Genomic DNA, 20,668 nt, shown 5'->3' with positions numbered 1-20,668 from the left:
CGTGGAGGCGTGTGGGCTCAGCGGGAGCGTTCTGTGGCGGGGCGCGTGGATTGCTGCGACGGCCCCGATTGTCGATACGCGCGCACCGCATCGAACAGGCTGGAATGTGGCTCGCCGCGCAGCACGACGCGTCGGCAGAGGTATTCCGCCACAAACATCACGCCCACCAGCGGCAGCGACAGGTAGTTCGCAAACGTCGACCACGTTACGGTCGATGCCGTGGCAAACAACAGGGTGGATACGACGGCGGTTGCCAGAAAAAACAGCGTCCATGCCAGCGTGACCTGCCGCGAATAACGCGTAATGCGCGGCGTGAGCGTGCCGTGCACCATGTGGGCAAAGCGCGTGCACAGTGGCTCGCGGCCCGCCACCAACGTGCGGCCGAATACGTAGGCCATCATCAGGTTGAAGCTTGCATGTTCGAGGTACAGGCCCCAGTCAAAATGCGCGGCGAGCGGTGCGCGCGCCATCCACAGCACTCCACAGACGAGCAGCCACAGTGGCAACAGCCATGCACGATGCTTGGAACGTGTGGCCGCGACCAGCGCAACTGTCAACGGCGGCACCAGAGCCATCGCCAAGCCCACGCCATGCGCGCCTGGCGTGGCCGCTGCGTAATGCGCACCCACCTGATACGCTACGACCGCACCCACCCCCGCTGCGCCCCGCGCAAAGCTGGTCAGTCGCTGCATGGCAGAGCAAGTTGGGGGGAGCGGCGCTGCATGGTTCGTAGGAGGGGCCGGGCAGTTTCATCATAGGGCGGGGGCACATTCTAGGGCCCCGCGCCTGTCTCGCCTGATCCGGCGGCGGCGTGTTTGTAACCGGATGTACGGCGCCCGGGCAGCCCTGTTGTGGCGCCCCTTGCCGCTTTGCGGCGCCACACAAGCCGTTGAATCGTTTGCGTCACTTCGTGCATGCGCCGCGACATGCGGTCTTTGTCACGGTTTCGCGCTATACGGGGTGTAACCCTTCGTCTAGAATCCGCGTAGCTTAAACGACCCCCTTCACAGGCTGGGCTGGACAAGGCAGGAGCTTCGGGCAAGGAGAACGTCGTTGGCTCTGGCCGCAATCCCCGCTGTACGCCGCCTGTGGCTGCAAGACCGATGAACGACCTGGAAAAAGAGCTCGCCGCGCTCATGATCGGCGAACTGAATCTCGAAGACATTCAACTCGATACCCTGACCGCCGACACACCGCTGTATGGCGAAGGGTTCGGGCTCGATTCCATCGATATCCTCGAAGTTGCGCTGCTGATCTCCAAGAAATACGGCTTCGAGCTGCGCTCGGGCGATCCCGACAACCAGAAGATCTTCGCCTCGCTTGGCTCGCTCGCAGCCTACGTGGCAGAACACCGCACGCGATAGGCTCGCGCCAGCGCCCAACGCATTCCGCTTTCAACGTTTGGCCGGACCGACGCCATGCCGATGACCGGCGCTTCCACCTCGCACCTCGTTCTGATTCCAAGCTACAACCCTGGCTCCAAGGTTGACGACACCGTACGCAGCGCGCGCGCGCAGTGGAACCCGGTCTGGGTCGTGGCGGACGGCAGCACCGACGGCAGCACCGAACGCTTGCAGGCCATGGCAGCGCAAGACCCAGGGCTGCGCGTGATTGTGCTGCCGCGCAATCGCGGCAAGGGTGTGGCCGTGCTGACCGGCCTGGAAGCCGCTGCCGCAGCAGGTTTTACCTACGTGCTGACCATGGACGCCGACGGCCAGCATCCCGCAGAGCTCATCCCCGAATTCATGGCGGCCTCACAGGCTGCGCCCGACGCGATGATCCTCGGCCAGCCGGTGTTTGATGCAACGGCGCCGCAGGTGCGCGTGCAGGGCCGGCGCCTGTCCAACGGCTGTGCGGACATCGAAACCCTGTGGGCCGGAATTGGCGATACGTTGTTCGGTTTTCGCGTCTACCCGATTGCGCCGCTGGCCGAGATCATGCGCCGGCAGACTTGGATGCGCGGTTTCGACTTCGACCCGGAAGCGGCGGTGCGCCTGTGCTGGGCCGGTGTGCGTCCGATCCGGCTGGCGGCGCCGGTGCGCTACTTCCGCGCGCACGAGGGCGGCGTGTCGCATTTCCGGTATCTGCGAGACAACATCCTGCTGGTTGGGATGCATCTGCGCCTGGCGGCCGAGGGCATGCTGCGCTTGCCTTCGATGATTGCGCGGCGGGTGCAGCGCGGCTGGTAGGCTGCGGCGGCTGGTTCAGGCAGCTTCGGTGGCGGCCCTGGCCTGATTCAGAAGGGTTTCTGCGGCGTGCCAGGCCTGTGACGCGGCGGACGGATCGCCAATTGCGCGGGCGTCGGCCGTGGCGCCCGACAGCAGCATCACGTACACCCCGGCAAGCTGCCGCGCCGTATTGGCAGGCACCACATCCTTGAGCAGCGTTTCCATCATGGCGAGCAGATCGTCGCGGTAGCGCACCGCCACGTCGGTCACCTTGGGGCAGGTGGCGCCAAACTCAGCCAGCGCGCGCTCGAACAGGCAGCCCGCAAATTCGGGAGTGCGGAACCATGCGCCGTACCACTCGAAGATGCCCTTGAGGCGGGCGGTGGCGTCGTGCATGGGGCTGAGCTTTTCGGCAATGCTGCCCATGACGAAGGTATAGCGCTGCTCCAGCACTTCCTTGATCAGATCTTCCTTGCCGGCAAAGTGCCGGTACAGCGTCATACGGGCGACGCCGGATTCGTCGATGATCCAATCGACGCCCACGGGGTGAAAGCCGTGCTTGGAAAACAGTTCGCTGGCCTTGTCCACCACCTGTTGGCGCTTGCTTGCGCGCATTGCCACCTCTCCTGATTGCTGAGCCGCATCTTAGCATCGGCCCCTTATTGCGGCCTGGGGATTGGGCCCAAACACGGTCGGTTGCAGAGTGTTGTTGCCGCGTCAGCTTTACGCTTTGATAACACAACGGCACGCGCTTCCCGCTAAAGTAGACCGATCTATATCATGTGCCCGCAAATCCTATGGGCACGCGGAAGAGAAAGCGTTGTGCAGCCAATATTGGGGGCGCCGGTTTTGCGGACGGGATCGCAAAAACCACCGGCACTGACCCGGTTGTCAGCGGAGTTTCTCTCGATCAACAGCAACAATAAAAGAAAGGGTCAGGCGAATGCGGAATCGTTTGCTGATGTTGGGAGTCGTGTCACTGCTGGCAGCGTGTGCCCAGCCGCAGCCGCCCAGCGATGTGGTACGGGTGTGCGACGACCGTGGCTGTGCCGATCGGCCGAAAGCCCAGGTGGCGTTTGACCAGGCGAATATCCCTGACGAAGATCCGCGCATTACTGCGCTCAAGGAAGTTGCCAAGCGAGAGCCCAAGGCCGCTTACGACCTGGGTCTGCGCTATTTCCGCGGTGACGGCGTCCGCCAGGACAGCTACCAGGCACTGAACTGGATGCGCGAGGCGGCCGAGCACGGCAACCTGCAGGCGCAGAAGGCGCTCGGCGCGTTCTACCTGTTCGGGCTGGAAGAGATGGGCTCCGACCCGCGCGAAGCCGAAAAATGGCTCTCGATTGCCGTGAGCCGTGGCGACAAGGAATCCAAGAAGCTGCTTGAGCAAGCACGCGCCGCCAAGAAATCCGACGAAGACGACTACAAGTGGCGCGCGCAATGGCGCAGCACCTACTACGGCTATTGGTATTCCGGTTATCCGTACCTCGGCGTCTGGCGCCAGACGAGCTGGTACTGGTACTGAGAGAGGCACCGCAGTCATCCGTTTCAAAGCGTTTCAAGGCAGTTCGGGGAGGGGGAAAGCCTGTTGCACACCTCGCACGCCTGATCAAGGGGGGCTTATTGAGTCGCAGGACGCATAAGCCGAACATCGACTCAATGTGAGCCACACAACAATATGAACACCAATCTTCTTAGCCGCACTGCCAAGGCCGCAGGCGTGGCATTGATCACCGCTTCCCTGGCTGCGTGCGCAGGCGGCGGCATGGTGACGCCGGGCGGCCAGAACGCCGGCGTGAGCGGTGCTGCGGCCGGCGGCTCCAGCGTGGGTGCAGACCCGACGCTCGAGCGTTGCGCCTCGCCGCTGGGCACCATCGCCATGGATGATGGCCGCAACGCCGACTGGTACGGCCAGTTTGGCAGCGCCACCAAGGTGACGACCATCGACCCGCTGCTGCGCATGGCCGTGCAGCAATCGAACTGCTTCGTGATCACGTCGATCGGCAACCAGAAGACCGACGCACGCCTGTCGCGCATCACCGATCTGCAGCGCAACTCCGGTGAATACCGTGCTGGCTCGAAGCAGCAGAAGGGCCAGCGTGTGGCGGCTGACTACTACATGGAGCCGCAGATCATCATCAACGACTCGCCGATCGGCGGCGTGGCGGGTGCCGTGGGCGGCCTGCTGGGCAACAGCGCCATCGCCGCGTTGGCTGGCAGCGTGAAGTCAAAGGCTTCGGTCGTGACGCTGACCCTATTCGACGTGCGCTCGGCCGTGCAGATCGCAGCCGCCGAAGGCAGCTCGACCGCCACGAACTACGGTGCGGTGCTGGCCGGCTTTGGCGGTGGCGTGGGCGGCGGTCTGGCCGGCTTCTCCAGCACGCCGGAAGGCAAGGCCACGGTGGTCGCCTTTATCGACGCTTGGAACAAGATGGTCGTCGCGCTGCGCAGCTACAAGGCGCAAGACGTCAAGGGCGGCCTGGGCCGTGGCGGTCAGCTCAAGGTCAACTGATCGCGTTCAGCGCTCCGAAGTGCGAAACCAAAAAAGCCTGCGGCGGTTGCGTCGCAGGCTTTTTGCTTTTGAGGCGGGAGGCGCTCAGCGCGCGTCTTTCGGCTTGTCGCCCTTGGGCCAGTCCTTGGCGCGCGCGGCATAGTCCGGGCGCGGCTGTTGGGTAAAGAAGGCGGCCACGTCCACTGCCTCCTGTGCGGTGAGCGTGCCGCCCTGGCCCAGCGGCATGTTGTGCTTCACGAAGGCAGCGGCGGTGTACATGCGCGCCATGCCCGCTCCCACGTTGAACGAATCCTTGCCCCACAACGGGGGCATCAGGTAACCCCCTTGCGGGTTGGGCAGCCCCTGGCCTTCGGCGCCATGGCAGGCTGCGCAGCGCTGGGCGTAGACGGCTTTGCCGTTCTCGCGGTTGGGCGCGAGGGACGTGTCGATCTTCTCGAAACCGCGTCCCGTCACGTTGGTGCCAACGGGTACGCCGCTGGAGAGCCATTTCATGTAGGCGAGGATGGCATTCATGTCTTCGCCATCGAAGGCGATGGGCTTGCCGTTCATCGACCGCTGGAAGCAATCATTCACGCGCTGCTGCAGCGAAATGACCGCACCGCTGCGCGATCTGTATTCCGGGAACGCGGCGGTCAGCCCGACCCATGGCGATGCGTAGGGCGTCGTGCCGCCGTTCAGGTGGCAGCTCGTGCAATTCAGGCCGTTGCCGACGTTGTGCGGCAGCTGGCGCTTGGTGTCGGTGAGGATCAGCTTGCCGCGCTTGATGGCGTCACCCATGGGCCCAGCGGGGATGGTGGCCTCGTCCGGCACTGGCAGCGTTGCCGGGGCGGTTTGTGCGAATGCGGATGTGCCAATGACCAGCGCCAATGCGGCACCGAGCTTGTGGAGCGTCATGTTGTCCCCTGTAGGTTCGTTATCGGTTTATATGCGCCGGTTCCGCGCCCCGCTAGCGCTTGCGTTGCAGCCAATTGAAGGTGGCCATGCCCGCCAGCATGGCGGCGACAAAGCCGGCGGCCTTTGGCACGCCTGCGCCCAGCGCCACCAGTGCCGGCCCTGGGCAGAAACCGGCCAGTCCCCAGCCGATGCCGAACACGGCACTGCCCAGCACGAGCCGCGTCGTCACGCCCGTGGCCGACGGCAATTGGATCAGCGTGCCAAGCCACGAGTGGCCGCGCCGCCGCGCCACGAAGAAGGCGACCACGCCGACGGCAATCGCCCCGGCCATCACGAACGCCAGTGAAGGGTCCCATTGGCCAAACAGATCGAGAAAGCCGAGCACCTTGGCCGGATTGGCCATGCCCGACACGATGAGCCCCGCGCCAAACAGCAGGCCCGCAACGAGTGCGATCACGATGGCCATGTCAGCCTCCCACCACGTGGCGTACGACGAACACGGTGACGATGCCAGCTGTCATGAAGGTGACCGTGGCCACCAGCGAGCGAACCGAGCCGCGCGACAAGCCGCAGACGCCGTGGCCGCTCGTGCAGCCACCTGCGTAGCGTGTGCCGATGCCGACCAGGAAGCCTGCCGCCAGCACCTCGCCCCAGCCGGCGGCGATGTCAGGAACCACAGGGCGACCAAGCAGTGCGGCAATCACCGGCGCCCCCATCAGGCCGATCAGGAACGCGATGCGCCAATCCATATCGCCCTGCGGACGCAACAACAGCCCGCCGAGGATGCCGCTGATGCCGGCAATGCGGCCCATGCCCAGTATCAGCACGGCCGCCGCCAGCCCGATGATGAGGCCACCGACGAGGGCCGCGCCCGGGGTGAAATGTGCGAAATCGATCGACATAGGAAAGGGGTGGGGCAGAGAACAATCTAGATTCCAATAATATATAAATTTATAGATTGTTTGTCATGTGCCGGGGCAAGGGAATGCCAAGCTCGACCTTGGCGCGATGGCAGGGCGGCCTCAAAGTCGGATGACATAACCCTCGCGTGGGTGTGTGCGGCCGGCATGCAGTGCGGCAATGCGCGCCTGAGCTGCGGGCATGCCGTGCTCCTGGATCAGCGTGAGCCAACCGTGCTTTGGGTCACGTACGTGGTGGATGAAGCGCCGCTGCGCGGCGTTGAACTTTTCGGTGACGACGGCGGGCCCCCAGTCGGCGTTGCGCTTGCGGATTTGCACGGGCGCGAAGTAGAACTGCGGCGCGGGGCCAGGCAAGTCGGCGGCCTGGATGAAATCCGTGTTGTGCGCCGATCCCGCAAAGCAGTCGTAGACGAGCGCGTCGCCAAAGTGTTCATGCACGCGCCGGCGCAACGCCGTGTCGCCGGAGAAATCGACGTAGAGCGTGGGAACGTCAGTTGTGAGCGTGTCGAGTGCATCGTACGTGACGCTATCGTGGTAGCAGCCAAGGCCATCGACAAACGCGCGATTGCCGCCAGAAGTGAGCGCGGTGAGCGTGAGCCCTTGGGTGTCTTGCAGGCAGAACGCGGTGCCGTACGCCGTTTTGCTCGATGCGCTGGAAAAGACCAGGCGCCGCGCGCCGAAGAAAGCGTTGTCCACCAGGAAATCCGCCAGCATGAACGACGTGATGAACAACGGCCGATAGAGGATCTGGTAGTCCTCCAGCGCTGCCTCGTAGGCGGCGTCTTGCGACACGCGCGTGTATTGGTTGTAGGCGGAGACGAGCGCCTGACGATGCGCGGCGCCGTCGTAGAAGCCGCGTGGCGTGACGCGTTCGGGCTGCATGCGCAGATGTGTGGCGATCGGGAAGTAGCCGTAGAAGCGCTCGCCGACGTCGACGCCTTCCACGGCGGAGCTGACCACATCGGCAAAGCCCCACACAGGCATATGGCCCCAGCCATCGTGGCCGGTGGGAAAAAACGACCAGTACTGCATGGCGTCGCCAAAGGCTGCGTAGGTGATGTTGTTGGTAGTGAGGGCAAAGCGGTCCAGGCGCAGCACGACTTCGCCGGGCGCCGCGGCGGGCGCGGTGTCGGCGCTTTCCAGGCGGCTTTCGTTTAGGGCATCCTTGCGCGTGAAGAGCCGCTGGTACGGGGCGTTCATGGTGTCTTCTCCATTCTCGGGATTGATGGGCGGATGGCTTCACTCTATCGTCGGCAGGCGGGTGCCGGGTTCGGAAACGGGCAGGCCGAAAGCGCCCGCGCCAAACCGCTGAAGCGGCCGTCGCAGCGCCGCGCCAAGTTCACCGTGCAGGCCATCTACGAGGCATTTGTTCGGATTTGGCGGCGCGACGGCGCACAGGCAGCGACCACGCGGGCGGTGGCATTGGAAGCCGGTTGCTCGGTCGGCACGCTGTATGAGTACTTCCCGAACAAGGAGGCGCTGCTCTCAGGCTACGTCCGGCACACCATCGAGGTGCTGCTGGCCCGCATTCAGAGCGAGGTGACGGAACGCATCGATGCCTCCTGGACAGCCCGCGTGCGTCACCTCGTGAGGCTGAGTTGCGGCGATCCGGCGCTCGATCCGCCGTACTTTGATCACGCCATGCTGATGCGTGAAGACCGCATTGCCGAGCCCAAGCATCATTTGCGCTTCTTCGATGAACTGAGCGCAGCCTGGCGCCAAGCGCTGGACGCGTGCCCCGATCTGCCTGCCCGGCCAGACGACGCACTCGTGCAGACGATGCTGCAAGCCATCTGGGGCGCACGTCGCTACCGCGTGCTGCTGCAGGACGGGCCGCCCGCAACCGAGGTATGGATCAGCGAGATGGAGCGCCTGTGCCTGCGTGCCCTGGCTGCGAACCCTGACGTGGTTTGACGCTACGGCCTGCGCGATGGCGTTGCCATATGGGGACACCCGCGTTCCAGCAGGGTGTGAACCGATTGTCTGGGCAGCGCATCCTCGCTAGGCTGGGACTTTGCAGCGGAGGGTTGAGCGATGAGCTGGCAGAACTGGGTCGTCTCGAGGATGGTGCGCAACCAGGTCAAGAAGCCGACCGAGCGGGAGCCGTTCGATCCCATCGCCACGCGCCTGCATGCCGAGAAGCGCAAGATGCCTTCGCCCGTGGAATTGCCGCCGGATTGGCGCATCGTGCCGGCTCTTGGGACCCACGACGATGGCCTCACCGGCGAATGGATCGAACCCGCTGATCCGGACCTGCATGAAGACGCGCCCGTCGTCCTTTATCTGCATGGCGGAGGCTATTTTTTCTGCAGCCCCCGCACACATCGCCCGATCACCATTGGTCTTGCCACCCATGCGCAGGCCCGTGTGTGCGTGCCGGACTACCGGTTGGCACCTGAGCATCCATTTCCCGCGCCGGTGGAAGATGCGCTCTTTACGTATCGCACGCTGCTGGCGCAGGGCGTGGCACCATCGCGCATTGTGGTGGCGGGCGATTCTGCGGGGGGAGGGCTGGCGTTGGCGCTGCTGGTGGCCTTGCGCGATGCGGCGGACCCGCTGCCGGCCGGCGCGGTGCTGTATTCGCCGTGGACGGACCTGGCAGCCACCGGCCAGAGCCTGATCGACAACGATGAATCCGACGTGATGTTTCGCGGCGCGTGGATGGCGCATGGTGCGGCGTTGTACCTTGGCGATTCGGGCGCACCGACGGACCATCCGCTCGCCTCGCCGCTGTACGCCGATTTCACGGGCCTGCCCACACTGCACTGCTATGTCAGCACCAGCGAGGTGCTACGCGACGATACCCTCCGAATGGCCGAGCGCGCGCGGGCGGCCGGGGTATCCGTTTCGGTAGAAATGGGGCGGCGGCTTCCGCACGTGTGGCCGATCTTCTATCCTTTCCTTCCAGAGGCGCGCGTAGCGCTCAAACGATCGGGCGAGCAGATCAGACGACTGATTGCCGCCCAACATGAGAATCGAGAACCGGTGGCACTGACACCGGCATGACCTGACCTGCGGCGCCCCTGCGTAGCCCAGTCGGGATGCGCAAACGGGGAGCCCAGCATGCGTCGGGTGGTGGTATTGGGTGTGGTGCTGGCCGTGGCGGTCGGCGCTTGGCAGTGGAGTCGGCTGCATCGGCTGAGGCTCGCCGACGTGCGTTTTGCGCCGATCGAAAATGTCGCCGCCGCAACCGGCGCGGCGGGCGCATCCGCACTCAATGCCAACAAATCGCACTGGCTAAAGGCATGCGACCAGGCGCTCGGCCCGATGCGCGTGGAGGTGCGTGCCATCGAAACGCCGCTGTCCTTCTCCAACGATCGCTCGGTGGAACAACTCACCGCGGAGGCACCGCCATACGACCGCTCAGCGCGCGTGCTGGGCAAGACGTACGCGACGCTGGTCGCGCGCTTCGACGTCAACAGCCGCTACATGGCCATCGCCACCCAGCCAGCCACGACCTGCCTGCGGCCGTCTATCTCAGTCGAGCTGTTGCTGAACAATTTTCGGGTCACCGTGGCGCGCGAATTCGCGCCGGGCACATGTGCATACAACGCTATCCGCGAGCACGAATTGCGGCACGTCGCTGTGAACCGCGCGGTGCTGCCGCACGCCGCCGAGGTGATCCGCAAGGAGATCGAGAGCGAATACGGCGGCCGGCTCTACTTTGGAGACCCGGACCGCATTGCCGCAGATTTGCAGGCAGCGCTCACGCGCCATTGGCTGCCCCGCGCGCAATCGCTGATCGAACTCGGCTTGCAGGCGCACGAACAGATCGATACCCCGCGCGAGCAGGAGCGCATGAGCCGCGTGTGCAACGGCGAGGTGCAGGCCGTGTTGCAACAACTCACGCGCAGTTAGCGCGCGAACACGTGCGAGTTCAGGCGGCCGGGCGGTGCGCGGCGCGTGCCTGCAGTTGCGTGATGGCCTCGTCGACGATGGCTTCGGGCGGCAGCGCGATGTCGACGATGACGGCGTCGGTCGGCTCTTCCAGCGCGTCGAACTGGCTGCGCAGCAGGTTCGGGTTGAAGAAGTGGTCTTTCCGCGCGGCGAGACGGCCCTGCAGCAGGTCGAAGTCGCCCTTCAGGTAGACGAACTCGGCATTGCCGGCCGGGCCGCGTAGCACGTCGCGATAGCGCTGCTTGAGAGCAGAGCAGGCCACCACCAGCGATTGCCCGGTGCTCGTCTTCTCGTCCATGTAGGCGCGGATGGATTCGAGCCAGGGTTTGCGGTCGTCATCGTTCAGGGGGATGCCGGCGTGCATCTTGGCGCGGTTGGCCTCGGAGTGGAACTCGTCGCCATCACGGAAAGCGCAGCCCAGCCGCTCGGCAATCTTCTGGCCCACCGTGGATTTGCCGCAACCCGAAACACCCATCACTACTACGATCATCGTCATTCCCTACGTGCAAGAAAGCGCAAAACATCAGGCCGGCATGTTAGCGCGTTGATGACGGCGCCCGCCGATTTTTGCTGCTGCAGCGCAGCAATTGTTCCGCGTCATTGTTCGTCCGGCAACGGATTGCCAAATACGTCAAGCTGCGTCAAATTGCGGTGGAAGCAGCGGTTACAAATCATTCAGAACAAGGCCCCAAAAAGGCCAACGTTGATTGGAGGAGACATCCATGGCTGGTGAGGTTTTCGACGCGCGACCGCGCAACGGTGCGTCGTATGTGGTGGGCGACACGGCGGTGCCGCTGGCACACGTGACGGTCTCGGCGCTGCTCGCGGAAACCGTGCGCCGCTGGCCCAACGACGAGGCGGTCGTGTTTCGCGAACAGAACGTGCGCTGGACGTGGCGTGCCTTTGCCGAACAGATCGATGCGCTGGCCGCCGGCCTGCACGCGCTGGGGCTCGAGCGGGGCGACCGCATCGGCATCTGGTCCCCCAACCGCGTCGAATGGGTGCTCACGCAGTTCGCGACAGCCCGCCTGGGGCTCATCCTCGTCAACATCAATCCGGCGTATCGGCTGTCGGAACTGGAATACGCGCTTAACAAGGTCGGCTGCAAGGCCATCGTGGCGGCTGAGGCCTTCAAGACCTCGCGCTATCTGGAAATGTTGCAGACGCTCGCGCCCGAACTGGCGACCGCGCAGCCCGGCGCATTGAATGCCGCCAAGCTGCCGGCGCTGCGCTGGGTCATCCGCATGGGCGAGGCCGAAACGCCTGGCATGCTCAACTTTGCCCACGTCATTGCGCGCGGAAAAAGCGTACCCATTGATGCGCTGGATGCCATCACGGCCACGCTGTCGCCCGACGACGCCATCAATATTCAATTCACCAGCGGCACGACCGGCGCACCCAAGGGCGCCACGCTCACGCACATGAACGTCGTCAACAACGCCCGCTTCGTTGCCATGGCGATGAATCTGCAAGAGGGCGATCGGCTGTGCATTCCCGTGCCGCTGTATCACTGCTTCGGCATGGTCATGTCGGTGCTCACCTGCACGGCCACCGGCGCTTGCATGGTGTTCCCGGGCGAGGCGTTCGATCCGCTGGCCACGCTGCGCACGGTGGCGGAAGAACGCTGCACGCAACTGCACGGCGTGCCGACGATGTTCATCGCGCAGCTCGATCATCCGGATTTCAAGAGCTTTGACGTATCGACGCTGCGCGGCGGCATCATGGCCGGATCGCCGTGCCCCATCGAGGTGATGAAGCGCGTCGTGTCGGAGCTGAACCTGCGCGAAGTCACCATCGCGTACGGCATGACCGAGACGAGCCCGGTGTCTTTCCAGAGCGCCGTGACCGACCCGCTCGACAAGCGCGTGACCACCGTCGGCCGCATCCAGCCGCATTTGCAGGTCAAGCTGGTGGACGGCGCGGGAGAGGTGGTGCCCGTGGGCGAGAAGGGCGAGCTGTGCACCAAGGGCTATTCGGTCATGCTCGGCTACTGGGACGACGAAGCCAAGACCGCCGATTCCATCCATGACGGCTGGATGCGCACGGGCGATCTGGCAACGTTCGACGCCGAGGGCTACTGCAACATCGTCGGCCGCGTGAAGGACATGCTCATTCGCGGCGGCGAGAATGTCTACCCGCGCGAGATCGAAGAATTCCTCTTCCGGCATCCGAAGGTGCAGGCCGTCAACGTATTTGGCGTGCCCGACCCGAAGTACGGCGAAGAGGTCTGCGCGTGGATCGTCCTCAAGCCCGGCCAGCAGGCCACGGAAGATGAGATCCGTACGTTCTGCCAGGGCCAGATCGCGCACTACAAGATTCCGCGCTACATCCGCTTCGTCACCGAGATGCCGATGACGGTGACGGGCAAGGTGCAGAAGTTCGTCATGCGCGATCGCATGATCGAAGAACTCAAGCTGACGGTGGCTGCCACGGCGTGAGTTTGAGCGCGCGGTTTCGCGATTGAAATGCGAACGGGTTGCGCGCGGCTTTTCGTTGCCATGACGATGCTTGCCGCGCGCAGTTTTTTTCGCCTGCCTGGGCAACGCCCGACGTAGAAATCGAGACGCGTTTCCCGCATGCGTCTTGCCGATAGGGGGCGCTCGCAATCCGGCCGCCACGCGCGGCTGCGTGTGAGCGGTGCGTACGCCCTCAAGGCGCGCAACCCGAGGGGACGTGCGCCGCGGCATGCTTGCCCAACGCGACCAACCGCTCACGCAATGTGAGCGACGATGCGCCGATGTATCACGCCCGAAACACCCAGCCAATCGCTCCTCTCAAACACCCACACTGAGCGCATGCGTGCGCGTGGTTTGCGTCTTGGCGAGAAGGCCTTGCATGCCATGGGTGCCCGCGCGTCACGACGGTGTATCAGCGCTGTAACCGAAGGGCCGCAAACAGACCTCCAAAAGTTGCATGTCCCGCCACGATTGCCCGGCATGGCGAGCGCTTGTGTACGCGCGTGCCGGCGAAACTTTTGCGTTTTCAAACGCTTAGAACAGTTCTGTCGAGCGGGCCCGGAAGTTGGCACCGTTTATGCGAACGAGCCGCCCCGGGGTGGGTCACGTTTTTCCCACAGGCAGAGCGCGCCGGCCTTACTGGCTGCGTTTCCAGCCGTCCCTCTCACCTTTATGGAGTGCGTTATGAAGAAGACCTTACTGGCCACCGCGATCGCCATGGGATTGGGGGTCTCTGGCGTGGCATTGGCCGACATCGGGAATACGGCGTCTGGGGCGGGTGACAAGACCCAAACCAACACGTCGACTATCACCAGAACCAACACCAGCACAGACACGACGACGAATACCGCAACGACCACAACCACAACGGCAACGGATAACTCGAATCAACACAACAACCAAAGCCAGGGCAGCAACCGCGACAACAGCGGCTGGGCCAACGCTGACGGCTATGGCACCGCCGCTGCCAACAATGGCGGCATGGCAACGGCAACATTCACCAACTCCTTCAACACAAGCAAGGCAATTGCTGTCTCCAAGCTGGATGGCACCGTCACCAACATCAGCGTGTCGGGCATCGGCAACGTCGCCACCAACAATGGCGGCACGGCCAATGGCGGCGCCGGCGGGCGTGGCGGATACGGCTACGGCGGCACAGGCGCTGGCGGCAACGGTGGCGCTGGCGGTGCAGGCGGCAGCGGTGGCGCTGGCGGTAGCTCCGGCAGCGTCACGCACGGCAGCGCGACCAACGGTGGCGCGATGGCCGGCAACGGCGGCAATGGCGGAGCCGCTGGCGGCAATGCGGGCGGCGGCGGTACCGGCGGCAGCTCCGGCACGCTGTCGGCGAGCCTGGGTGCAGGCCTTGGCGGCGCAGCGGGCAGCACGAGCGCAGCCGGCGGCGGTGGCGGCGGTGCGGGCGGTACGTCCAGCGCCAGCGGTGGCGATGCGAACCGCCATCAGGGCAGCGGCGCAGCCACGGGCGGCGGCAGTGCCTCGGCAGGCGGTGCAGGCGGCGCTGGCGGCTCCACCACCAGCGGTACGTCAACGGCATCGGCCGGTGCGGGCACGGGCACGAGCAGTGCCACCGGTAGCAGCACGGGCGGCGCGGCAGGCGCGGGCGGTGCAGCTACCAATGTGGCAGGCAATGGCGGCGCAGGCGGTAGCGCCACCAACGGCAGCGCCACCAACGGCGCAGCATCGTCCACGGCAGGCAATGGCGCCGTGGGTGCAGTCGGTGCGGCCGGCGGTGCAGGCGGCGTGGGCAATGGCGGTGTCGGCAATGGTGCGGTGGGCGGCACGGGCGGTGCAGGCGGTACGGTCATGGTGGACGCAGGAACGTTCAACATGTCCAACGCCATGACCAGCGTCGGCCAGTCTGCAGCAGGCGTGATGGTGGCGAACCAGAACAGCGGCTTTGCTTCCCTCATCCAGCAAAGCATCAACGTGCAGGCGAACCTGAATGTGGGCAAATAGCCCGGTATGGGCATGAGCGGGGAAGTGCCGCGGCGCAAGCGATGAAGCTTCGCGCATGACGGTGGATGGGGCCGGACTGCATCGGTGGTCCGGCCCGCAGTTGGAGCGTAGAGGAGATATTCGATGCGATCCGACAGAAGAACCACAGCAGGATGGGCGGCATGGTGGTTGGCATGCGGCCTGGCAGTGTGGCCAGCGGCAGCGGCGATGGCGGCGGACGATGCGTCAATCGCAGACGGTGCTCAGACAGCCAATACGGAAGCGGTGCGTCCCCCGGTCGCCGCGGCCGTGTCGGTGCCTGGGTTCGGTCATGCGGTGGGAGCAGATCGGCTCGACAGCTTTCGCGGCGGCACGCAGGATCTCTACCAGACCGTCAATGACGCGCGCCTGTCGGGCACCGTGAGCGACAACGCCGCCGTGAATGTGGCGACGGGGTCGAACATCGTGCGCGACGGCTCGTTTGCCAATGCCAGCGGGATCCCCACGGTCATCCAGAACAGCGGAGCGAACGTGCTGATCCAGAACGCCACCATCGTCAACGTGCAGTTCCGGCCTTGAGCTTGCGAAGGACGGAATGATGCACAAGACGTGCGGCGCAGTGCTGATGGCACTGATGTGCGGGCCCGCGTTGGCGGGCGCGATCGACATGCTCGGCACGGGCGGGGGCACCTATGCCGTGCCGGTGACGAGCATGAAGGCCGAGCGCTATCTGCGTACCGTGCATCAGCGTTTCGACTTCAGTTGCGGGTCGGCCGCGGTGGCGACGCTGCTTACGTATCAGTACGGCTATCCGGTGAGCGAGCAGACCGTGTTCCAGGCCATGTACGAACATGGCAACCAGGAGAAGATCCGGCGAGAAGGCTTTTCGCTGCTCGACATCAAACGCTATCTGGCTTCTCTGGGCTTTGAGGCCGATGGTTTCGAGCAGCCGCTGGATGCATTGAAGGACGCGCACTTGCCGGCCATCGTGCTGTTGACCGAGAACGGCTATCACCACTTCGTGGTGGTCAAGGGCGTGCAGGAAGGGCGTGTGCTCGTGGGCGATCCGGCCATGGGCACGCGTGCGATTTCGCGTGCGAGTTTCGAGAGCATGTGGGACAACCATTTGCTGTTCGTCGTCCACAACCGCGAGTCGGGGGCGACGTTCAACGCTTCATCGGACTGGCGCGTGGCACCGCGTGCGCCGCTGGAGGAAGGCATGGATCGCAGCGGCCTGGGCAACATCGTCGTTCCCAAGCATGGTCCGTCCGACTTTTGAGCGTCATGTGCGGGATGGCGGTAGTCCGGCAGGAGGGCATCATGAAGCGGTTTGGCAAGGTAGCGTGGGCCGGGTGGTTCGTGCTGACTGCGGCCGGGCATGCTTGCGCGTCCAGCATTGATGGCACGGACAACAATCCCGTCCATGCCTGGCAAGCCGTGTCCGAAGACAAGCTCGACGACATGCGCGGCGGCTTCGATGTGCCCTCGCTTGCGGGGCTGCACATCTCGTTTGGCATCGACCGAGCGGTCTACGTCAACGGCGATCTGGTGGCGAGCGCATCGGTCAACATCCCCGATGTGGCACGCATGACGGCCACGCAGGCGCAGCAACTGGCCTCGGTGGTCAACACGGTCAATCTTGTGCAGAACGGCCCGAACAATGTTGCGCCGCCCGATGTGGCGGCGGGGGCGGCAGCGGCGGCCACGGTCATCCAGAACAGTCTGAACAACCAGACGCTGCAAGCGGTGACGACCATCAACGCGGCGGTCAACAGCCTGCCGCAGTTCCGTCAGCTGAATCTCTCCAACGTGCTGCAGGGCGCCCTGGCCAACGTCGTCACCCTGCTGCACTGAGCTAGAACTGGATCGGCAGACGCAGCGTGACGGTCAGGTCCGGCGTGTCGCGCGTCAGGCCTGCCCCCACCGAAAGGTTCAGCGTCATTTTGGGCGAGAGCCGGTACGAATAGCCAACCAGCAACGTGCCGAGAATCGTGCGCACCGAGCCAGGCACGCGCTGGCCGTTCTGCGTGGTCGGCGCGATGATGCTCTGGTCGTAGCCAATCGAGAACGATGCCTTCTCGTTCAGCGCCAGCCCCATGCCGAAGTTCAGGCCGATGATGTCGCCGGCCTTTACGTTCCCCAGGAACTGCTTCGAGCCGTCCACCAGGTTCAGGCTGACATCCTTGCGCTCGAAATTGTGCAGGTAGCTGATGCTGCCGAAGAACACAGCCGGGTCTGTCGGGAACAGCCACGTCAGCCCCGGCTGAACGGCGAAGAAGCCCGAGCCCGTGGGCTGCTGCAGAGGCAGGCCGGTGCCCGTGGTATTGCTCACGCAGCGCGTCACGCAATCGGTGGTGACGTCAAACGGATCCTTGCCGGTGCGCGTCTTGAAGCGCAGCCAGCCGATGTAGAACGGCTTGTCGACGCCGCCCGCATTGATCTGGTAGCGCGCGGTCAGTTCCACATCGCCGATGCCGCGCCCGTGCGAGCTGAAGGCGTTGTCCGTGGCCGTGCCGGTGAACAATTCGCGGCTGACGGTGTCGCTCGCGCTGTAAACATAGGGCACGCGCGCTTCCAGTTCCCAGCGCCGTGCCAGGCCATAGCGCACCGCCACCGTGCCGGTGAGCGTGGTGGTCTTGACCTGCCGTACGTCGATCAGCCCGATCAGCAGCGCGGGGATGATGGTGTAGCCCACCAGCGCCACGCGGTCGGACGACGAATACGCCATCTGCAATGACGGCTCGACGACCACCTTGCCCGGCGGTGTGAGTGCGCTGGGCTCATCGAAGATCTGCGCGATGCGTGGCGGGCGGTCAGGCGGCTCCGGCGGTTTGCCGACTGGCGTGGTGCCGGTGTCGTCGTTCTGCGCAATTTGCGATGCATCGCCCGCCGCGCCGGGAGCGCCGGCACCGCGCACGGTGTCGAGTCGGCCCTCGCTCATGCCGAGCGCGCGCCGCATGCGCCGCAGGTGCGTTTCCTGTTGCTGGATCGAGCGCTTGAGTTCCTGCAGGCGCGCCTGCGTATCGGCAAGCTCGCGCTGCAGCGCTTCCAGGCTGGGTGGCTTGTCGTCCACCGGCTCGTTGGTCTGTGCGAGGACCGGCCCGCCGCAGAGCAGCAGGCATGCGCACGTAACCGCGTGGGTTGACCCACCTTGCGGCTTCCATGGCGTTTTCGTCATGGTATGTCCCCCGTCGAGAGCGCCCTGTCCACCAAAAGTGGATGGGCCCTTCACGATTTCCCCCGGGTGGCGCACTGCGGATACCACTATAGGCGAGCGAACGTGAAACGACAGGGCGTTGGCGTCCACAAAATGGACGAGGGGCGTATGCCCGTTTGGCGGATCGCCCAGGCAAGAAAAAAGGCGCCCGAAGGCGCCTCGTATGTCTTGCGTAGCGTCAGCGCTTACTGACGTGCATTGCGCAGGTTATCTGGCCACGGCGTGTTGTAGTTGGTGCGGAACGGGTTGATGTCCAGGCCGCCGCGCCGCGTGTAGCGCGCATACACGGCCAGCTTGACGGGCCGGCACTGGCGCAGGATGTCGGTAAAGATCCGCTCCACGCATTGTTCGTGAAACTCGTTGTGCTCGCGGAACGAGATCAGATACTTCAGCAGCCCTTCCTGATTGATCGGCGCACCCACATAGCGGATTTGCACGCTGCCCCAGTCCGGCTGACCCGTCACAAGGCAATTGGACTTCAGCAGGTGCGACACCAGCGTTTCTTCGACTGGGCTTTCTTCCTCATCGGCATGCAGCAGCTCGGGCGTGGGCTGGTAGACGTCGGTTTCGATGTCCAGGCGATCGAGCAGCAGGCCGTCGAGTTCGCCCATGCGTTGCCGGGCAAATTCCTCGTGCGTGACGATGCGGACCTGCACCGGCGCGCCGCACGCTTCCGACAGATCGTGGTGGATCAACTGCTGCAGCGCTTCGTGCGACGCCACCTTCGTCTGGTTGAACGAATTCAGATACAGCTTGAACGACTTCGATTCAACGATGTTGGGCGAATCGGCCGGCACGATCACGGTGCCAAGCGCCACCTGCGGCTTGCCGCGCAGGTTCAGCCACGACAGCTCGTACAGGTTCCAGAGGTCCACGCCGAAAAAGGGCAGAGGCGTGCCGGCGGCCAGGCCGATCTCGTCGCGCTTGCCCTGGCGCGGGATCGGAAACAGCAGGCTCGGGTCGTACTCCGTTTTGTAGGCGGAGGCCTTGCCCAGCGGCGAATGTTCGGGTTGGTTGCTCATCACAAAAACAGGCTGTAGACGGGGTTCTCGCTTTCGTCCCAATAGGTATAGCCCAGCGTGGCGAGGAACGCCTTGAACTCGCGCTTCTCGTTCTTCGGTACCTGGATGCCGACGAGGATGTTGCTCGAATCCGCGCCCTGATTCCGGTAGTGGAACAGACTGATGTTCCAGTTCGGGCTCATGCTCGAGAGGAACTTCATCAGCGCGCCGGGCCGCTCTGGAAATTCGAAGCGGTAGAGATGCTCGTTTTCTGCCAGCGGCGAGCGGCCGCCCACCATGTAGCGGATGTGCTGCTTGGCCAGTTCGTCGTTCGACAGGTCGAGCGTGGGGAAACCGTGCTTGCGGAAGTTCTCGGCAATCTTGTCGCCCTCTGCGCGCGACGCAATTTGCACGCCCACGAAGATATGCGCGGCGTCCTTGCTGGCAATGCGGTAGTTGAACTCCGTCACGTTGCGCGACCAGCCGACCAACTCGCAGAAGCGCTTGAAGCTGCCGCGCTCTTCCGGAATCGTCACGGCAAACACGGCTTCACGCGCCTCGCCCACTTCGGCGCGTTCGGCCACGAAGCGCAGGCGGTCGAAGTTCATGTTCGCGCCGCTGGCCACGGCCACGAGCGATTCGTTCTTCAGCTTGTGGGTCTCGGCATACTGCTTGAGGCCGGCCAGCGCCAGCGCGCCCGACGGCTCCAGCAGGCTGCGCGTGTCCTGGAACACGTCCTTGAGCGCCGCGCAGATGGCATCTGTATCCACGGTGATGATCTCGTCGACGAGTTCCCGTGTCAGGCGGAACGTCTCCTTGCCGACCAGCTTCACCGCCGTGCCGTCCGCAAACAGTCCGACCTCCTTCAGTTCGACGCGTTTGCCGGCGGCCACCGAGCGCGCCATCGCGTCGGAATCCACGCTCTGCACGCCGATGACCTTGACGTCTGGCCGCACGGCCTTCACGTAGGCCGCAACACCCGAGATCAACCCGCCGCCGCCGATCGAGCAGAAGATGGCATGCAGGGGCTGCGGATGCTGACGCAGGATTTCCATGGCGATGGTGCCCTGGCCGGCAATCACGTCGGGATCGTCGAACGGGTGCACGAAGGTGTAGCCGTGCTTTTCCTGCAGCTTGGCGGCGTGGCTGTACGCGTCGGAATAGCTCTCGCCGTGCAGCACGACATCGACCCATTCGCCGCCACGGGAGCGCACGCCGTCGATCTTCAGCTGCGGCGTCGTCACCGGCATGCAGATCACGGCCTTGCACTCCATTCGGGCCGCGCTGAAGGCCACGCCCTGCGCGTGGTTGCCCGCCGATGCCGTAATCACCCCGCGCTTGCGCTCGGCCGCTGTGAGCGAGGCCATCTTGTTGTAGGCGCCGCGCAGCTTGAACGAGAACACCGGCTGGTCATCCTCGCGCTTGAGGTAGACGCGGTTGCCGGTGCGCGCCGACAGGTTAGGCGCGAACTTCAGCTCGGTTTCCAGCGCGACGTCATAGACCTTCGCGGTCAGGATTTTCTTGAGGTAATCGATGGCCATGGTGCGGACCGGGTTGGACGTGAACAGAGCCCGTAAGCCTATCACGCGGCGTCTTTTGCACTGGCGCGCCCGCTGTTGGTGCGGCTCAGGGGCTGACGGGTGCGAGCCG

The 20,668-nt window shown here is 64.5% G+C and carries 22 protein-coding genes; 12 read left to right on the top strand and 10 right to left on the bottom strand.

The window, feature by feature from the left end; all coding sequences use genetic code 11:
• Nucleotides 1–17: 17 nt before the first annotated feature.
• Complete coding sequence (locus ACEN9T_RS22640; RefSeq protein ID WP_092973372.1) at nucleotides 18–692, bottom strand: hypothetical protein; 675 nt, start codon at nucleotides 690–692, stop codon at nucleotides 18–20.
• A 411-nt stretch (nucleotides 693–1,103) separates the two neighbouring features.
• Here ACEN9T_RS22640 and ACEN9T_RS22635 point away from each other — a divergent pair, with 411 nt between their 5' ends.
• On the top strand, nucleotides 1,104–1,364 hold the full coding sequence (locus ACEN9T_RS22635; protein WP_092973370.1) for a phosphopantetheine-binding protein: 261 nt from the start codon (nucleotides 1,104–1,106) through the stop codon (nucleotides 1,362–1,364).
• A gap of 54 nt (nucleotides 1,365–1,418) precedes the next feature.
• Nucleotides 1,419–2,189 carry a glycosyltransferase family 2 protein gene (locus ACEN9T_RS22630; RefSeq protein WP_092973368.1) on the top strand — a complete coding sequence of 257 codons (771 nt, stop codon included), beginning with the start codon at nucleotides 1,419–1,421 and terminating at the stop codon, nucleotides 2,187–2,189.
• 15 nt (nucleotides 2,190–2,204) lie between these two features.
• Here ACEN9T_RS22630 and ACEN9T_RS22625 read toward each other — a convergent pair whose 3' ends face one another.
• Nucleotides 2,205–2,783: a TetR/AcrR family transcriptional regulator gene (locus ACEN9T_RS22625; RefSeq protein ID WP_413707113.1), complete on the bottom strand. Its 579-nt coding sequence runs from the start codon at nucleotides 2,781–2,783 to the stop codon at nucleotides 2,205–2,207.
• A 328-nt stretch (nucleotides 2,784–3,111) separates the two neighbouring features.
• On the opposite strand from ACEN9T_RS22625, the gene ACEN9T_RS22620 reads away from it, so the two are divergent.
• Together ACEN9T_RS22620 and ACEN9T_RS22615 are read left to right on the top strand one after the other, a co-directional pair.
• The gene (locus ACEN9T_RS22620) at nucleotides 3,112–3,693 is read left to right on the top strand and encodes a tetratricopeptide repeat protein (RefSeq protein ID WP_092973364.1); all 582 of its coding nucleotides are present in this window, start codon (nucleotides 3,112–3,114) and stop codon (nucleotides 3,691–3,693) included.
• Nucleotides 3,694–3,846: 153 nt separating this feature from the next.
• Nucleotides 3,847–4,680, top strand: a complete 834-nt coding sequence (locus ACEN9T_RS22615) for a hypothetical protein (RefSeq protein ID WP_092973362.1) — start codon at nucleotides 3,847–3,849, stop codon at nucleotides 4,678–4,680.
• A gap of 84 nt (nucleotides 4,681–4,764) precedes the next feature.
• Here the strand turns inward: ACEN9T_RS22615 and ACEN9T_RS22610 are convergent, their stop codons facing one another.
• From ACEN9T_RS22610 to ACEN9T_RS22595, 4 genes are all read right to left on the bottom strand, one after another.
• A complete protein-coding gene (locus ACEN9T_RS22610) occupies nucleotides 4,765–5,574 on the bottom strand; it encodes a c-type cytochrome (RefSeq protein ID WP_092973360.1) in 810 nt (269 codons plus the stop codon).
• 52 nt (nucleotides 5,575–5,626) lie between these two features.
• A complete protein-coding gene (locus ACEN9T_RS22605) occupies nucleotides 5,627–6,040 on the bottom strand; it encodes a DUF6691 family protein (RefSeq protein WP_413707112.1) in 414 nt (137 codons plus the stop codon).
• Nucleotide 6,041: 1 nt separating this feature from the next.
• Complete coding sequence (locus ACEN9T_RS22600) at nucleotides 6,042–6,476, bottom strand: YeeE/YedE family protein (RefSeq protein ID WP_092973356.1); 435 nt, start codon at nucleotides 6,474–6,476, stop codon at nucleotides 6,042–6,044.
• A gap of 120 nt (nucleotides 6,477–6,596) precedes the next feature.
• Nucleotides 6,597–7,694: a DUF2855 family protein gene (locus ACEN9T_RS22595; RefSeq protein WP_413707111.1), complete on the bottom strand. Its 1,098-nt coding sequence runs from the start codon at nucleotides 7,692–7,694 to the stop codon at nucleotides 6,597–6,599.
• Between the two features lie 33 nt (nucleotides 7,695–7,727).
• On the opposite strand from ACEN9T_RS22595, the gene ACEN9T_RS22590 reads away from it, so the two are divergent.
• The 3 genes from ACEN9T_RS22590 to ACEN9T_RS22580 all read left to right on the top strand — a co-directional run bounded on the left by ACEN9T_RS22590 (nucleotide 7,728) and on the right by ACEN9T_RS22580 (nucleotide 10,352).
• Complete coding sequence (locus tag ACEN9T_RS22590) at nucleotides 7,728–8,408, top strand: TetR/AcrR family transcriptional regulator (RefSeq protein WP_092973352.1); 681 nt, start codon at nucleotides 7,728–7,730, stop codon at nucleotides 8,406–8,408.
• Between the two features lie 120 nt (nucleotides 8,409–8,528).
• Entirely contained in the window at nucleotides 8,529–9,500 is a 972-nt protein-coding gene (locus ACEN9T_RS22585; protein WP_092973350.1) for an alpha/beta hydrolase, read from the top strand.
• Nucleotides 9,501–9,557: 57 nt separating this feature from the next.
• Complete coding sequence (locus ACEN9T_RS22580) at nucleotides 9,558–10,352, top strand: hypothetical protein (protein ID WP_092973348.1); 795 nt, start codon at nucleotides 9,558–9,560, stop codon at nucleotides 10,350–10,352.
• A 19-nt stretch (nucleotides 10,353–10,371) separates the two neighbouring features.
• Here ACEN9T_RS22580 and ACEN9T_RS22575 read toward each other — a convergent pair whose 3' ends face one another.
• A complete protein-coding gene (locus ACEN9T_RS22575; protein WP_413708501.1) occupies nucleotides 10,372–10,881 on the bottom strand; it encodes a gluconokinase in 510 nt (169 codons plus the stop codon).
• 232 nt (nucleotides 10,882–11,113) lie between these two features.
• Between ACEN9T_RS22575 and ACEN9T_RS22570 the strand changes: the two genes are divergently transcribed.
• From ACEN9T_RS22570 to ACEN9T_RS22550, 5 genes are all read left to right on the top strand, one after another.
• Nucleotides 11,114–12,829, top strand: a complete 1,716-nt coding sequence (locus ACEN9T_RS22570) for an AMP-binding protein (protein ID WP_413707110.1) — start codon at nucleotides 11,114–11,116, stop codon at nucleotides 12,827–12,829.
• 702 nt (nucleotides 12,830–13,531) lie between these two features.
• Entirely contained in the window at nucleotides 13,532–14,821 is a 1,290-nt protein-coding gene (locus ACEN9T_RS22565) for a hypothetical protein (RefSeq protein WP_092973344.1), read from the top strand.
• A 123-nt stretch (nucleotides 14,822–14,944) separates the two neighbouring features.
• Nucleotides 14,945–15,379, top strand: coding sequence for a hypothetical protein (locus tag ACEN9T_RS22560; protein WP_413707109.1), 435 nt, complete (start codon nucleotides 14,945–14,947; stop codon nucleotides 15,377–15,379).
• A 16-nt stretch (nucleotides 15,380–15,395) separates the two neighbouring features.
• Nucleotides 15,396–16,079: a C39 family peptidase gene (locus tag ACEN9T_RS22555; protein WP_413707108.1), complete on the top strand. Its 684-nt coding sequence runs from the start codon at nucleotides 15,396–15,398 to the stop codon at nucleotides 16,077–16,079.
• A gap of 41 nt (nucleotides 16,080–16,120) precedes the next feature.
• Nucleotides 16,121–16,654, top strand: a complete 534-nt coding sequence (locus ACEN9T_RS22550; RefSeq protein ID WP_413707107.1) for a hypothetical protein — start codon at nucleotides 16,121–16,123, stop codon at nucleotides 16,652–16,654.
• Between the two features lies 1 nt (nucleotide 16,655).
• Here ACEN9T_RS22550 and ACEN9T_RS22545 read toward each other — a convergent pair whose 3' ends face one another.
• The 3 genes from ACEN9T_RS22545 to ilvA all read right to left on the bottom strand — a co-directional run bounded on the left by ACEN9T_RS22545 (nucleotide 16,656) and on the right by ilvA (nucleotide 20,559).
• Entirely contained in the window at nucleotides 16,656–17,978 is a 1,323-nt protein-coding gene (locus ACEN9T_RS22545) for an acetate kinase (protein ID WP_092973338.1), read from the bottom strand.
• 224 nt (nucleotides 17,979–18,202) lie between these two features.
• Complete coding sequence (gene queF / locus ACEN9T_RS22540; RefSeq protein ID WP_413707106.1) at nucleotides 18,203–19,039, bottom strand: NADPH-dependent 7-cyano-7-deazaguanine reductase QueF; 837 nt, start codon at nucleotides 19,037–19,039, stop codon at nucleotides 18,203–18,205.
• Entirely contained in the window at nucleotides 19,039–20,559 is a 1,521-nt protein-coding gene (ilvA, locus tag ACEN9T_RS22535; protein ID WP_092973334.1) for a threonine ammonia-lyase, biosynthetic, read from the bottom strand. The genes queF and ilvA overlap by 1 nt, the downstream gene beginning before the upstream one ends.
• Nucleotides 20,560–20,668 lie beyond the last annotated feature (109 nt).

Origin of the sequence: Ralstonia sp. Ralssp110, assembly GCF_047325135.1 — a bacterium.
Taxonomy (GTDB): Bacteria; Pseudomonadota; Gammaproteobacteria; order Burkholderiales; family Burkholderiaceae; genus Ralstonia; species Ralstonia mojiangensis.
The sequence above is the reverse complement of the archived record's forward strand: the minus strand, read 5'-3'. Positions and strand labels throughout refer to the sequence as shown.